The 14,108-nt window shown below is 34.4% G+C and carries 14 protein-coding genes, 1 pseudogene and 1 riboswitch; of the genes and pseudogenes, 7 read left to right on the forward strand and 8 right to left on the reverse strand.

Going from position 1 to position 14,108, the window contains the following annotated elements:
- Nucleotides 1-151: 151 nt before the first annotated feature.
- From NCCP28_RS01210 to ribE, 4 genes and pseudogenes are all read right to left on the reverse strand, one after another.
- Entirely contained in the window at nt 152-1,450 is a 1,299-nt protein-coding gene (locus NCCP28_RS01210) for an NCS2 family permease (protein ID WP_248559590.1), read from the reverse strand.
- A gap of 456 nt (nt 1,451-1,906) precedes the next feature.
- Nucleotides 1,907-2,374: a 6,7-dimethyl-8-ribityllumazine synthase gene (ribH, locus tag NCCP28_RS01215; protein ID WP_248559591.1), complete on the reverse strand. Its 468-nt coding sequence runs from the start codon at nt 2,372-2,374 to the stop codon at nt 1,907-1,909.
- 23 nt (nt 2,375-2,397) lie between these two features.
- Nucleotides 2,398-2,994 (reverse strand): annotated as a pseudogene (gene ribB / locus NCCP28_RS01220) (3,4-dihydroxy-2-butanone-4-phosphate synthase); the annotation flags it as partial.
- A 36-nt stretch (nt 2,995-3,030) separates the two neighbouring features.
- Nucleotides 3,031-3,684 carry a riboflavin synthase gene (gene ribE, locus NCCP28_RS01225; protein ID WP_248559592.1) on the reverse strand — a complete coding sequence of 218 codons (654 nt, stop codon included), beginning with the start codon at nt 3,682-3,684 and terminating at the stop codon, nt 3,031-3,033.
- 420 nt (nt 3,685-4,104) lie between these two features.
- A riboswitch (FMN riboswitch) is annotated at nt 4,105-4,249 on the reverse strand.
- Between the two features lie 264 nt (nt 4,250-4,513).
- On the opposite strand from ribE, the gene NCCP28_RS01230 reads away from it, so the two are divergent.
- Nucleotides 4,514-5,314 (forward strand): EcsC family protein, encoded by an 801-nt coding sequence (locus NCCP28_RS01230; protein ID WP_248559593.1) that lies wholly within the window; start codon nt 4,514-4,516, stop codon nt 5,312-5,314.
- Between the two features lie 139 nt (nt 5,315-5,453).
- Here the strand turns inward: NCCP28_RS01230 and NCCP28_RS01235 are convergent, their stop codons facing one another.
- Entirely contained in the window at nt 5,454-6,239 is a 786-nt protein-coding gene (locus tag NCCP28_RS01235; protein WP_248559594.1) for a hypothetical protein, read from the reverse strand.
- Nucleotides 6,240-6,345: 106 nt separating this feature from the next.
- On the opposite strand from NCCP28_RS01235, the gene NCCP28_RS01240 reads away from it, so the two are divergent.
- Nucleotides 6,346-6,909: a YdcF family protein gene (locus NCCP28_RS01240; RefSeq protein WP_248559595.1), complete on the forward strand. Its 564-nt coding sequence runs from the start codon at nt 6,346-6,348 to the stop codon at nt 6,907-6,909.
- A gap of 45 nt (nt 6,910-6,954) precedes the next feature.
- Here NCCP28_RS01240 and NCCP28_RS01245 read toward each other — a convergent pair whose 3' ends face one another.
- Entirely contained in the window at nt 6,955-7,827 is an 873-nt protein-coding gene (locus tag NCCP28_RS01245) for a patatin-like phospholipase family protein (protein ID WP_248559596.1), read from the reverse strand.
- Between the two features lie 261 nt (nt 7,828-8,088).
- Nucleotides 8,089-8,412 carry a DUF4870 domain-containing protein gene (locus NCCP28_RS01250; RefSeq protein ID WP_248559597.1) on the reverse strand — a complete coding sequence of 108 codons (324 nt, stop codon included), beginning with the start codon at nt 8,410-8,412 and terminating at the stop codon, nt 8,089-8,091.
- A gap of 197 nt (nt 8,413-8,609) precedes the next feature.
- On the opposite strand from NCCP28_RS01250, the gene uptA reads away from it, so the two are divergent.
- From uptA to NCCP28_RS01275, 5 genes are all read left to right on the forward strand, one after another.
- Nucleotides 8,610-9,209: an undecaprenyl phosphate transporter UptA gene (uptA, locus tag NCCP28_RS01255; protein ID WP_248559598.1), complete on the forward strand. Its 600-nt coding sequence runs from the start codon at nt 8,610-8,612 to the stop codon at nt 9,207-9,209.
- A 313-nt stretch (nt 9,210-9,522) separates the two neighbouring features.
- Nucleotides 9,523-10,083, forward strand: a complete 561-nt coding sequence (locus tag NCCP28_RS01260) for a GNAT family N-acetyltransferase (RefSeq protein ID WP_248559599.1) — start codon at nt 9,523-9,525, stop codon at nt 10,081-10,083.
- Between the two features lie 329 nt (nt 10,084-10,412).
- Nucleotides 10,413-11,771, forward strand: a complete 1,359-nt coding sequence (locus tag NCCP28_RS01265) for an MATE family efflux transporter (protein WP_248559600.1) — start codon at nt 10,413-10,415, stop codon at nt 11,769-11,771.
- Between the two features lie 433 nt (nt 11,772-12,204).
- On the forward strand, nt 12,205-12,687 hold the full coding sequence (locus NCCP28_RS01270) for an Hsp20/alpha crystallin family protein (RefSeq protein WP_248559601.1): 483 nt from the start codon (nt 12,205-12,207) through the stop codon (nt 12,685-12,687).
- A gap of 29 nt (nt 12,688-12,716) precedes the next feature.
- A complete protein-coding gene (locus NCCP28_RS01275) occupies nt 12,717-13,139 on the forward strand; it encodes an Hsp20/alpha crystallin family protein (RefSeq protein WP_248559602.1) in 423 nt (140 codons plus the stop codon).
- A gap of 82 nt (nt 13,140-13,221) precedes the next feature.
- Here the strand turns inward: NCCP28_RS01275 and NCCP28_RS01280 are convergent, their stop codons facing one another.
- Nucleotides 13,222-13,725: a GNAT family N-acetyltransferase gene (locus tag NCCP28_RS01280; protein WP_248559603.1), complete on the reverse strand. Its 504-nt coding sequence runs from the start codon at nt 13,723-13,725 to the stop codon at nt 13,222-13,224.
- Nucleotides 13,726-14,108: the final 383 nt, after the last annotated feature.

Here is a 14,108-nt window from a genome sequence, read left to right on the forward strand (position 1 = left end):
CTATTTAATGATTCTCCACCATATTCTAAATACATCCTTTTCCATAATCATTAACTATTCAAGAAATTATTTACGCAAAAAAGCTCTATTCTTTGCCGCTTAGACAAAAATAGAGCTTTGCCATCTAACCATTTGTTCCATCATTATTATTTTAATGCATATACTGAAGCACAAAATTAATTAGGAATAAAGAAGATATTAAATATAGAGGCAAAGAAACTTCCTTCGCCTTTCCTAAAGCAATCTTTAAGATTGGGTATAATATAAAACCAATTGCCATGCCATCTGCGATGCTGTACGTAAATGGAATCATTGCAATGATAAAAAAGCTCGGAAAACTTTCGCTTAAATCTTTTACATCTAAATTACGGATATTCTGAAGCATCAGTCCGCCGATAATTATTAATATCGGAGCAATCGCACTGTCTGGTATAAGCTTGATAACAGGAACAAAAAAAATAGAACACATAAACAATAATCCTGCCACCACAGCTGTTATACCCGTTTTTCCTCCAGCTGCCATACTTGCCGTACTTTCTACTGTCGATACTGTTGGGCTGCTTCCTGTTAAACTAGATAAAAAAACAGAAATAGAATTTGCTTGAAATGCTTTTTTAAATCGATCCGGTCTGTTTAAATAACTAACATGATTATGAACTAAACCGATATTTTCAAAAACCAATACCATCGTTAAAGAAAATACCGCAACCCAAAATGGGATTGTCATCAATTGTTCAAAGGATACATGCCCAAATACACCCTTATACTCCTCTAATTGAATACTAGTCCCCTTTATTGTGCTTATATCTAATAATCCAAACATCCAAGAAATCGCAGTACCTACAATAATCGTAATTAAAAAATTGCCTTTTACATTGCGAAGAAACAAAATAATACTTACAAGAAAAGTAAAAACGGTTGCCAACACATGGGGCTCACTAAAAGAACCCAAGGAAATTAAAGAATTGGTTCCTTTCTCTACAATTCCGCCTTTTTCTAATCCTATCAGCATCAAAAATAAACCTAAACCAACTGTTATGGATTCTTTAAGGCTTGCTGGAATCGAGGCGCTGACGATTTTTGCCAATTTTGTAAATGCAACAATCATAAACAGCAGTCCAGAAATAAACACTACTCCAAGAGCTTCCTGCCATGTAAGTCCCATCGACTGAACGATTGTATAAGAAAATAATGCATTAATGCCCATGCCCGGCACTAAAAGAACAGGTATCTTCCCCAAAAATCCCATCAACAAACAGCCAACAACAGAAGTGATAATTGTTGCAATAATTGCTGCTTCTAATGGAATTCCTGCTTCTGCCAGTATTAATGAATTAACAGCGACAATATATACAACGGTAAAAAAACCGACTGTCCCTGCAAAAAATTCACCCTTCCATGTAGCATCTAATCTCCCCAATTGAAAATAATCATTAAGCCATTTTTTCATTTTTATTCATTACCTTTAAAACAATAGCCCTCTCCCTACCCGCTCCATCTTTAATCTATAATTAAAGGGAGCCACAAATAATAATTTTAACAGCTTCCCATTAATATGCCAAATGTTTTTTCTGCCTGCCCAGAAAAAAATATTTCCTATTATTTTAAACCAAAGATATGATGCATTCTATTACTAATTTACTATGCTATTGGAAGAGGGAAGACCTCTGGGGAAAACATGCCACAGGAGAACATAGGCGAAAATGCAACCTCGCCTATACCAAAAAGACTGTAGGCAAATTCCTTTTTTCGAATTCTGACCTACAGTCTAAAATGTTTATTTTTTAATAAAATGAACCTTTTTCTTCATTATATAGCATTGCCTAGGATGGTATTGATTGCCCATCTAAAATTTTATTCTAACAAACTGAATATTTCAATAGGTCATTGGCAAAAAGGAAATGTTTTAAGCAAACTGTTTGTATAAATTCCCCATCTCAATTGCTCCAACTGCCGCTTCCCAACCTTTGTTTCCTGCTTTTGTTCCTGCTCGTTCAATTGCTTGTTCAATTGATTCTGTTGTCAGCACTCCAAAAATAATCGGCACACCAGAAGCTAGGGATGTACTTGCCACTCCTTTTGCCACTTCATTGCTTACATAATCAAAATGAGGCGTAGCCCCGCGAATAACAGTCCCAAGTGTAATGACCGCATCATATTCTTTTGATTCTGCTATTTTTTTTGCAGCAAGGGGTATTTCAAAAACTCCCGGAACCCAGATGACCGCAATATCTTTTTCTTCTACTCCATGTCTTTTCAACGCATCTTCCGCACCCGCCAGCAATCTTGTCGTAATAAATTCATTAAATCTTGATACAACCACTGCAATTTTCAGTCCACTGCCAACTAAGTGGCCTTCATATACTTTTTTCATTATATTATTTCCTCTTTTCTAATTTTTTTATATTCCACCAAGTCTGTTATTGTAATCATTTTCACATCAAATTTTTTGGAGATTTGCACCAAATCATTCACTCTAGCCATTGTTCCATCCTCATTCAGAATTTCGCAAATTATCCCTGATTTTATTGTGGATCCTGCTAGTTCTGCTAAATCAACAGCAGCTTCTGTATGTCCATTTCTTTCTAATACTCCACCACTTGCTGCAATAAGCGGGAAAATATGGCCTGGTCTTGTAAACTCCTCTGCTTTCGCCTCTTTATCCATCATTTTTTGAATAGTGAAAGCACGTTCATAGGCACTAATGCCAGTTGTTGTTTCTTTATGATCAACGCTAACCGTAAAAGCAGTTTGTCGAGGATCATTATTTTTAGCCACCATTGGGTCAAGCTCTAAATGCTCTGCTAATTCTTTTTGTATCGGCACACATATTAAGCCACGCCCTTCCTTGGCCATAAAATTAATCATTTCTGGTGTGACAAATTCTGAAAGGCCGATAAAGTCGCCTTCATTTTCCCGATTTTCATCATCACAGACGATAACAACCTTGCCTTTTTGCAAATCTGCGAGTGCTTCTTTTATTGAATGAAACATGCTATTTCCACCTTTCTAGCGAACGCTCTTTTCCCGTTAATAAAAACCATTTTCCTTTAAAAACGAGGAAGTGATTGCATTTGTTTTTGGGGAGGATTTCATCCCCCTTTGCATAAACTGATAAAAGTATTTTGCCATCATATCAAACTCTAGATTAACGATATCACCAGGCAATTTTTTCCCAACTATCGAAACATCTGCTGTATGAGGAATAATAGATACAGTTAGAGAATGATCACTGGCTTGAAAAATCGTCAAACTTGTGCCATCAATGCTCACAGATCCTTTTTCTAAAAGGAGATGGGTATATTCTTCAGGTACTTCCACCTCCATAACCAGACTGTTTTCCTGTCTTTTTTTATGTAAAATTGATCCCACACAATCTACATGGCCTGTAACAAAATGTCCGCCAAAACGGCCATTTGCTATGATTGCCCGTTCTAAATTGACTTCCGCTCCCATTTTCAGCAAAGCAAGCGACGTATCTTGAAATGTCTCTGGCATTACATCCACCGCAAAAAAGTGGCGGTCAAAAACAGTAACAGTTAAACAAACACCATTAACAGCAATGCTGTCGCCTAATTTCATATCTTCCATTATTCGATTTGCCTGTATGGTAAGTTTAAGAGAATGACCATCTTTTGTAATTTTTTTTACAACGCCTGTTTCTTCAATTATTCCAGTAAACAATAAACAACCCCCTTTCTAAAAAATAGCATCAAGAAAAAAAGCAATTAAATAGGACTTCGAGGACTAAAACGTAGAGTTATTTGAAGCATGGAACAGGAAAATAAGATTGGTTTTGTCATTTAAGATGCTGTAAATTTTAAGATTATTAAAACATCTAAGAACAGACTAATCTAAATGGAAGTCAACTGCGCAATCTTTCTTCTCCAGTTTCCTGGTATTTATAACACAAATAACCCGTATATAGTAGTATATACGGGAAAAGTGCATAACAAAGAAACGGTTTTAGCAGAATAAACAGTATATAAAATATACTTGCAGCACAATTAATATGTTCAACAAACAAACATGCGCAAAAATAACATTTTGCTATGCTAAAAATTCTACACTAAAAGATATGTAAAAGAATCTACACAAACTTCGCTATTCCTTCTCCCATCCAGACTGTACTGTCGGCTTTGGTTTCTCACCAAATCCACCGACTTATATTCCTATAAGCCGGGTCACGGGCTTAGAGTCTAAACTCATCACCGCCGGTTGGGAATTTCACCCTACCCCGAAGGCGATCAATAAGTTCCACTAAACAGAAGCTTAAAACAATGGGTGTCGATCAACACAAACTGCAGCACTTCTTGGTTTATTGTCACTTATGATCCTTTACTATTTAATTAATGCTATCTTACTGTATAAACTTTTTTAAAGCAAGACAAATGTTTCGAAAACTTTTATTCAGCCAATAAAGAGCAGATTTTAATTGACGAAACTTTTTTGCTGTTTATCCGTATAAACTCTCATACCATATAATACTGATTTAATAAAGGGGTTACTAGAAATGGAAGATCAGCAGTATTTGCTAAAAGAATTGGCAGACATTCATAAATGGGAAAAAGAGCAGCGGAATTTATGGTTTTGGGAAAAACTTGGCAGACTTCCATTTAAATTATTAGACAAATGGACACCTGCTTTTATGCAAAAAAAAATTGGACAGCTTCTTGATGAGATGGGCCATTATATTCAAAGCGGCGGGAAGTTTTTAAGCAGTATTTCTTCTGTCAAAAAAATTTACCAAAAACATTCTATCCAAACACTTGAAGAAGTAAAAACCTTGCCGATAGAGGAAATGAAAACTGCTGTCGAACAAATCACAAAAAGCAGAAAAAAATGGGCAACCTTGCAAGGGGCAAGCACAGGTGTAGGCGGTATTTTCACATTAAGCATAGATATTCCTGTACTGCTTTCTATGCAGCTCAAAATACTGCAAGATATTGCGATATGTTATGGATTTAATCCAAATGATAAAAAAGAAAGAATTTTCATCGTGAAATGTTTGCAGTTTGTTTCTGCCGATATTGTTGGAAAAGAAGCCATTCTTAAACAGATTGCCGATTTTGACCAAAACAACGAACATATTCAAAGAGAAGTGGTTTCCGAAATGCAGGGATGGCGAGAAGTCGTATTTGCATATAGAGACTCTTTTGGATGGAAAAAATTATTTCAAATGGTGCCTGTTTTCGGCATAATTTTTGGCGCTTTCTCCAATAGAGGCAGCATCGAAGCAATAGCCGAAGCTGGAGATATGCTCTATCGCAAAAGACGCATCAGGGAAAAATTGAATGCACAGACTGACAGCTAAAGGGAAACGGGAAATTTCTTTTTCCCTTTAGCTGTTTATTTTGTTTTTATTCCTTATTAACAAATAGAAAAACTCTCTTTTGGAAGTTTCCTTTTAGCCAAGTTGAAACTTTTCCAAACGCTCCCCGTCTAATATACTGCTAATGGTCTTTATAGGCATAAATTTTTGCAAGCAATGCATAAAGATGAATAATTTCTTTGTTGGAGAGGCCATGATTAATGGATAGCAATGGTATATTAGGTTTCAAAAATCTTTTGCTCCATTCCTTTGGCAATAATCCTTTTTGCAATATTGCCAGAGGCAAACCATTGGCCTTTTCAAAACGATAATCGGTAAAGGCCAAGCTTTTATTCATAATGATAGTATTTTCTCCATATGTAAATACAGATTTAGAAGGCTTATCCATTTTCTGTTCGATGATTTTACTGATTTTTTTTCCCTTTTTGTTTTTTATTTCAATCGTTTTTCCCTTTATTGTAAAAGTATATTGAAGCATGCCGCTGCTGCTATAAAAACCGTAATTTTTTGCATACAGCTTATCCAAAAAATAAGGAAGATACCAGCGTACAAGATGGAACTTTTCGTCTCTAATTTCACCAACTGCTACACCATCACAATCAAAAATCAGCATTCTCAAAGAAGGAGCTGGAAGAAAGGATAACACAACCGTCTTTTTTTCTAAAAGAGAGGATTCTTTTTCCTTCGAGTTTTCCAAAAGCGCCTCAATAGAACGCCTTTTATCCAATTGGTACAATACATAAGAGGTGATGCTATATATAGCAAATGGAAGCATATATAAAAAATATTTTGCACTTAGATGCATGCTAACAAAAAAAGAAGTTAAAAAGAAAATTGGAATACAGCTTATGACACTAGCATTTAAGGAAGCAAAAGCCGTTTGCCTATAATATTTTTGAATGTCCATTCTACTAATCTCCTTAACAAAAAAATCAACAGTTACTATTAGAAGCTTGTTTATTTTATTCTATTAAACGACATAGCATTCTATGAATAAAAAGGAGGAATCTTTTTTGAAAAAACTTTTTTATCTGGCGATTAGCCTAGTCGTTGCCTGTTTTGGCATGGTTGCATTTTATTACATACAAATAAAACAAACAGCTGCTATACCCCCTCCTAACAATATCCCTTATATTATTGTGCTAGGGGCAAAAGCAAATGAGCAGAAATTATCAAAACCATTAAAATATCGGGCAGAAACTGCATTTGCTTATTGGGAAAAAAATCAAAAAAGTCAAATTGTCGTAACAGGAGGCCAAGGAAAAGGAGAAACAACCACAGAGGCAGAAGCCCTGCAAAACTTTTTTCTAAAAAAAGGAGTACCAGAAAATCGTATTTTAGTAGAAAACAAATCTACCTCTACTTATGAAAATATTCAATTCGCAAAAAAACTTTTTGCCATAGAAGAAGCTGTTATTGTCAGCAATGATTTTCATCTATTCCGCGCCACCACTATTGCAAAAAAAGAGGGCATTCAAGCATATCCACTTGCTGCAAAAACCCCTTTTTGGGCAAAACTCCCCTTGTATGCAAGAGAATATGCCGCAATCGGAAAAATGAAACTAAAAGGCTATTAAAAACCAGGTGGAAGCGGAGAATGTCCGCTTCCACCTGGTTTTTCCCTAAAATTGAAATTGTTTAATAGAATGCATTGCTTTTTTTGCATCCTCATACCCTTGGAAATAAAGTGCAGAAAGCTTTTGAGGATTTCTTTCCATTCTCCCAACGGCAAGCCTCTCTAATGGTCTAATAATAATAATATTGCCGTTTTTTTCTTCTTGATCCAAATAATCCATCGTTTTATTATAATGAAAAAATCTTTCCTTCATCATCTTTTGCAACCCATTGTACTGGGGATATTTTTTCTCCACAAAATAGTGAAAACGAGATTTTGATTTTCTGTATCCCTTGTTTCTTGTTAAGATGACCACATTTTTTGTGTAGCCATCCTGTTTGGCAACATCAATGGGAACGCTCGCTGAAATGCCTCCATCTAATAATAACTTATCTTTAAATGCTACAGGAGGAGCTAAAAAAGGCAAAGAACTTGATGCGCGCAATACTTTTAATAGCTCTTCTTTGTAGTCTTCTTTGCCATAAAAAATACTTTCTCCTGTGTAAACATCTGTTGTTCCTATTTTTAATTGCGCAGAATTTGCATAAAAGGTTTCATAATCAAATGGCACTATTTTGGAAGGAATTTCATCATAAATAAAATCCATGCCAAAAAACTGGCGATTATGGCGAAAGTTGCGCCATGACATATAACGTGGATCTTTCACATAATCTAAACTTACCTTTTTGTTTCTTCCCATTTGTTTCGATAAGTAAGATGCAGCATAACTCGCTCCTGCCGATACACCAATTACATATGGAAAATGAATATCATGTTCCAAAAAATATTCTAATGCCCCTGCTGTATAGACAGCGCGCATTCCTCCGCCTTCTAATACGAGTCCAATTTTCTCCATCATCTCTCTACTCTTTCCTTCCATTAATCAATAACTTCTAACAGGAAATTATAGCATATTATCTTTTCCATTCAAAAAAAATCCTCTTTTTGCAAAGTTGGCAGCAAAAAAGAGGATTTTTTTATAAAGTTCAACTACCAATCAAGCTTTTACTCAACAAGTTTCTCCTCACCTAGATTTCTCTTTTCTCTTTTCATTCATTAGGAGAGAAAAAGCTGATAAGATAGGGGTAAGTGATTCCACCTGTATGATTGCAATCCAAAAATTAATGAAAATAGCCTATTATTACCGAATAATACGGATAACCATAGGAATACGGTATTCTTTTCCCTCATATGCTTTTATACAAGCAATGATTGTAAAAATAAACATCAATAGACTTACAATCGCACCTAATATAAACCCAATAAAAATAAGTGTTAAAATACCGCTTATCACAAAATAGATGGTATACGATATTAAGAAGTTAAAATACTCCTTGCCATGATAATTGACAAATTCGGAATCCCTTTTGATCAGCCAAATAATTAAGGGTCCCAAAAATATTGTAAAAAAACTAGAAGCATAGATAGCTAGTGCAAATAGTTTATCCTCATTTTTTATCTCCATATAAAATCCTCCACGATTTATCATATATTATTGCATATTTGTATTAGTATATACGGTTATTGGAAGTAAATGTTTCAATTATTTTTATTGATTGCTTGAATAAATTTTTCCTTTTAAGATTGGTCATGTATACTATTATTAACATCTTTTACATGATATACATAGATGTTTTCGAAAAATATATGGGAGAGATTATTTTGAGTGAATTTGTTTCTACTATTTTTGACTTTTTATCCTCTTTAGGATATTTAGGGATTGCACTTGGACTGATGATTGAAGTTATTCCTAGTGAAATTGTGCTAAGTTATGGAGGCTATCTTATCCATCTAGGGGAAGTTTCTTTCATCGGTGCACTACTTGCTGGAGTAATCGGCGGCACGATTGCCCAGCTGTTTATTTATTGGATTGGATATTATGGAGGCAGACCTTTTATTGATCGGTATGGGAAGTATCTGTTAATAAAAAAGTCACATGTTGATGCTGCAGAATCATGGTTTTTAAAACATGGGACAGGCATGATTTTTTTAGCCAGGTTTATTCCGGTTGTAAGACACGCAATTAGTATTCCTGCTGGCATTGCGAGAATGCCGATTAGCCAATTTATTTTATATACAACTGCTGCCATTATTCCATGGACAGTGCTTTTTTTATTGCTTGGCATGAAGCTTGGAAGCAGTTGGGAAAATATTGAGACATATGCCAAACCTTATTTAACACCAATTATTCTTATTGCAGTTTTTGCTATTCTTATTTATTTTTTATTTCAATTTCGCAAGAAAAAAATTAACATTAAGTAAACATAAAATTTACATTTTCCTATTTTCATTTCCAGTATTTTTTTGTAAAATAAAATTAATGAATTTATTATTACAACATAATAAAAATACCTAACAGGCACATAAATCTTCTCTGCATTTTTAAAGGATTAAGCCTGTCTTTTTTAGGGAATAAAATAATGGGAAGGCAAATGGTGCGCCACCGTATTGGTTCTAGTGGGTTCGATTCCCACCCCGAAATTTTTTAGAAAGCTATAAAAAATTTCGAGGGTGGGTTTGCTTTTTTGTCTTTAGAGAAAATCTGCCCTCATAGTAGAATCGGAGGGATTTTTTTATGCTCAAAAAAAGAGATCTTGAAGAATGCCATGTACTGTTTGAACTGATGAGCCACCCAGATGTTTTTCCATTCGTTCGCCAAAAAGCGTATTCTTATGAGGAATACTTATTTTTAACCAAACAAACCATTGAAGCAGAAGATCAAGGCGAGTTGATTTCCCGGACAATATTAGATGAATGGCAAAACCCAATCGGGACAATTAATTTATTTGATATCAGCGACAATACTGGATTTCTTGGCACATGGATTGGCAAACCATACCATGGTCTAGGATATAATAGACCCGCAAAAGAACAGTTTTTTTCTGAACTGTTTTATGAGCTGGATATAGAATCAGTTATTATGAAAATTAACAGCAAAAATATCCGCTCCCAAAAAGCTGCCGAAAAACTCCCATATGTTATTTTCGCTAATGACACAAGAAAAACTTTATTAGAAAAATTAAATAACAATGGAAACACTTATTTTTTATATGAAATCCCAAAAGACTTGTATACACTTCATTCATTGCGGAGTTCTGCAATGGAAGACAATCAGGATGATCGCTTGGAAGCCTAAAGTGCAGCTAACCAGGATTTTACTCAGCAGGTTTCTCCCCATATGTCTCATCCATCTATCAGGAGAATCTCGACTTGCTTTCTACTATATATAAAATGACAAAAGCTCTCGAGAGCTTTTGTCATTTTTTTGGTAGAATAGTGGTTGATTTCTGCTGCAAATGGCAACTTCTGCGGGAAAAACGCTCGATTCCGTTCCCGGAAATCTCTCTATACTGTATAAAAGATATACAAATCTTTTTTGTAGCCAAACAAAATACTTAGATCTCATTTTCTGTCTTTAGTATGATATAATACTTAGCGTTACTGATATGAAAGAGAGTATACTATATGAATCAAACCTATACAACAACACAGAAACTAAAACAATTATTTTTTATTTTGCTGCCAATTTTTATAACCCAAGTTGGCATGTTCGGATTAACTTTTTTTGATACCACTATGGCAGGGCATTATAATCCTATAGATCTTGCAGGGGTAGCTGTTGGAAGTTCCTTATGGACCCCCATTTATACTGGATTAAGTGGGATTTTACTGGCGATTCCGCCTATTGTATCCCAGTTGATGGGAAAAAAAGAGCAAAAAAAAATCAGCTTTTCTATTGTCCAGGCTGGTTATTTGGCCATCGTAATGGCTTTGCTTCTTATTATAGTCGGCTACTTTGCTTTAGACTCTGTTTTAGCATCAATGGGTCTTGCAAAAGAGGTGCAAAACATTGCAGCCCATTACTTGTATGCCTTAAGCATTGGCATCATTCCAATTTTTTTATATTTTGTTTTGCGCTCCTTTATTGATGCACTCGGGCAAACGCAAGTGACGATGTTTATTACATTAGTATCCTTGCCTGTTAATATTGCTTTAAATTATTTATTTATTAATGGCATATGGTTTTTCCCTGAACTTGGCGGCGTAGGCACCGGATTTGCAACAAGCATCACTTATTGGATTATGCTTATTATCGCCTTTTATATCGTCCGCCATAAGGAGCCTTTTGCTTCTTTTAAATTATTCAGCATGTTTCATCGCCTTTCTTGGACAAAATGGAAGGAAATATTAGCAATTGGCATCCCAATTGGTTTTTCCATCTTTTTTGAAACAAGCATTTTTAGTGCTGTTACCATTTTAATGAGCAATTATAATACTAATACGATTGCCGCACATCAAGCGGCCATTAATTTTGCTTCCTTGTTATATATGGTGCCGCTTAGCATTTCAAGTGCATTAACCATTTTAGTTGGGTTTGAAGTTGGCGCAAATCGCCTAAAAGATGCAAAAATATATAGTTGGATGGGAGTTAGTTTGGCAGTAGCCATTGCCTTTATAAGCGGCATCATCCTCCTTGCATTTCGAACAGATATTGCAGGCATTTATACAAATGACCAAAATGTGCTGCAGCTTACTTCCCAATTTCTTATATACGCTATTTTCTTCCAGCTATCTGATGCTGTTCAAGCACCAATCCAAGGGGCTTTAAGAGGATATAAAGACGTAAATATTACATTGGTCATGTGCTTAATATCTTATTGGATCATTGGATTGCCTCTTGGTTATTTATTTGCAAACTATTCTTCCTTTGGTCCATTCGGCTATTGGATTGGCTTAATTGCAGGACTTGGCACAGGAGCAATTTTTCTTACAACCAGATTGTATTTTATCCAAAGAAATAAATTCGTATTAAAAGCAATTTAATAGAATGAAAAAGTGGAATGTTGCAAAAGACAATCCACTTTTTATTTATCTTTTTCCCAGTTTAAAGCATTGTTGATTAGATCATTTTCTTGAAAGATATGAGAAGTAAATGACCCTCCATTCAATCACTGGCCAAGTTTAATAAAAATTCATCTTTATTATTCACCCACCTTCGTTCCCCCGCTGATTATTAGTGGAGGCTGCTGCCAAAGGACGTAGGTTCTATATATAAGCCTGTGTATTTTTCATTAAGCTTTTACAGGCAAGTTTTTCCTACCTAGATTTCTCGTTTTCTCTTACACTCCCTTAGGTACGGGTTTTACTGCCCGTTAATACATAATAAAAAGGAAAAACACCAATTAGGCATTTGTGCATAAGATAAAAAGACCTGTAAAGTAGGTTACTTCTTAAACACAGAAAGGAAGAATTTCATATGTTCCCTTGGAATTTATTCCCTTTTAATAAAGATGCAAAATCAAAAATGAATGGAATGAAGCCTGCTGATATACAAAACTATGTACAAGAAATGATGGATAAAATGATGCCCGACTCTTTGCAGAAAATGAATCCTCAAGATATGTTTAAAAATATAACTTCCGCAAATAATAGCAACACTGCTAATCAAACTGCAAATAAATTGTTCGACTATGTTGTATTTGAAACTCATCATCATTGTTTTGTCCGGATTCCAATTCTTGATGAAGCATGGCTGAAAAACATTAAAATTTATTATACTTCCAACCAAGTAATTATTCAGCATATCCCCAAAGAATCAGATAAACATATCATTACATTGCCTTCAGTCGTCCGCAAAAAAGGGTCAATCGCTGCCTTTAAAGAAGGTATATTAGAAATTAAAATTCAAAAAAGCAATGAAATGAGTTACTCTGAAATTGATGTAACCGAAATAAACTAATCAGTTATTAAAATACGGAGGCTATTTTTATGAATTTTGACAATTTAAAAAATATTTATCAATTTGCTGAGCACTTTCAAAAAGAAGAATATTGGCAAAACTTATTTCAACATCAATCTTCTAATCCATTACCTATCACAAACTCTCCTTCCATCAAAAACAGCAACATATTTCCTGTCTGTGATATGTATCAAAAAAACAACTACTTTTATATTGATATGGAGCTTCCTGGAATGGATAGCAACAAAATTCAAGTAAACTTATTGGATAATAATATAATAGAAGTTAAAGGCTATTACCGATCTTTGCAAGAAAACTGTGCTTATTATCTAAAAGAAAGACAAAACCTGCAGTTTATCAAACAAATTGCCTTACCAAACAGAGTAGAAGAACGCAATTTGCAATTTTCTTATAAAAATGGCATCTACACCATATATTTTCGACAAAATTAAAAGAAGGAGCCTATTTGTCTAAGCATTTTTTAGAGGCTGCCTTCTTATTTATTAGCTTATTTAATCATTTTTCTTCAATTACTTACAAAAAAGATTTATCATAACAATAAAAAGGATTTTCTTTTCCTTCAAAATGAAAAACTCCAACTTTATTATATCCATTTTTCACAAATAAATTTTGGGCCTTATCATTTAAAGCATACGTATCTGTTTTTATATAAAAAACATCCTGCTCGATTGCATACACTTCAGCAAATGCGAGCAGCTCACTTGCAATTCCCCCGCCTCTAATCTCTGGATTCACTACTAAACGATGTATGATAAAAAACTCTCTGTCTTTATACGTCCAATCAATTTGATCATAATTTTTCCCGCCAATTTGATCAATTGTAATAGAGCCAATAGGAACTCCATCTGATTCCGCTACAAACAATGTTTGATTTTCTATATCTTTTTTAAAATCATCCTCTTTTGGATACTTGGAGGACCATTGATCATTTCCTTCTTCATTCATTAAAATAACTGATCTTTGCACAAACTTCATAATCATCGGTAAATCTTCTATCATTCCTTGTCTTATTTTCACGCTTAATTCTCCTAAAAATCATATTTATGCTATTTTTCCCTTTCATGATTAAAGTATTTCATTTTTTTACTATTAATCATGCAGGAAAATATATTATATAAATTTCTTTTGGAAAAAACCACTTTTTTGTTTGATTTAATCAAAACAAAAAAACTTCTTTCAAAAGCGTTTCTAATAGCATTTCATCTAGGATAATAAAAGCATGTTTACATACTCTATAAGGAAAGATATAAAAAAATGCTCCAAAAGTTGTAAAGGAAAAATTCAAGCTGAATGAAAACACTCGACTATCAAATGGTCCTCCTTTTCAAAGAGCTAAGTTGTCATTTTTCAGGTGAAAAGCACCACGGAAATTGAGGGTGACCAAAAGAACGAGCATTTTT

Source organism: Niallia sp. NCCP-28 (genome assembly GCF_023168165.1).
Lineage (GTDB): Bacteria > Bacillota > Bacilli > Bacillales > Cytobacillaceae > Niallia.

Bases quoted from the DNA above. Each gene is read 5' to 3' on its own strand.
- NCCP28_RS01210 (WP_248559590.1), bottom strand. From the start codon at position 1,450: ATGAAAAAATGGCTTAATGATTATTTTCAATTGGGGAGATTAGATGCT.
- ribH (WP_248559591.1), bottom strand. From the start codon at position 2,374: ATGAAAAAAGTATATGAAGGCCACTTAGTTGGCAGTGGACTGAAAATT.
- NCCP28_RS01230 (WP_248559593.1), top strand. From the start codon at position 4,514: ATGGAAGATCAGCAGTATTTGCTAAAAGAATTGGCAGACATTCATAAA.
- NCCP28_RS01235 (WP_248559594.1), bottom strand. From the start codon at position 6,239: ATGGACATTCAAAAATATTATAGGCAAACGGCTTTTGCTTCCTTAAAT.
- NCCP28_RS01245 (WP_248559596.1), bottom strand. From the start codon at position 7,827: ATGGAAGGAAAGAGTAGAGAGATGATGGAGAAAATTGGACTCGTATTA.
- NCCP28_RS01250 (WP_248559597.1), bottom strand. From the start codon at position 8,412: ATGGAGATAAAAAATGAGGATAAACTATTTGCACTAGCTATCTATGCT.
- NCCP28_RS01260 (WP_248559599.1), top strand. From the start codon at position 9,523: ATGCTCAAAAAAAGAGATCTTGAAGAATGCCATGTACTGTTTGAACTG.
- NCCP28_RS01265 (WP_248559600.1), top strand. From the start codon at position 10,413: ATGAATCAAACCTATACAACAACACAGAAACTAAAACAATTATTTTTT.
- NCCP28_RS01270 (WP_248559601.1), top strand. From the start codon at position 12,205: ATGTTCCCTTGGAATTTATTCCCTTTTAATAAAGATGCAAAATCAAAA.
- NCCP28_RS01275 (WP_248559602.1), top strand. From the start codon at position 12,717: ATGAATTTTGACAATTTAAAAAATATTTATCAATTTGCTGAGCACTTT.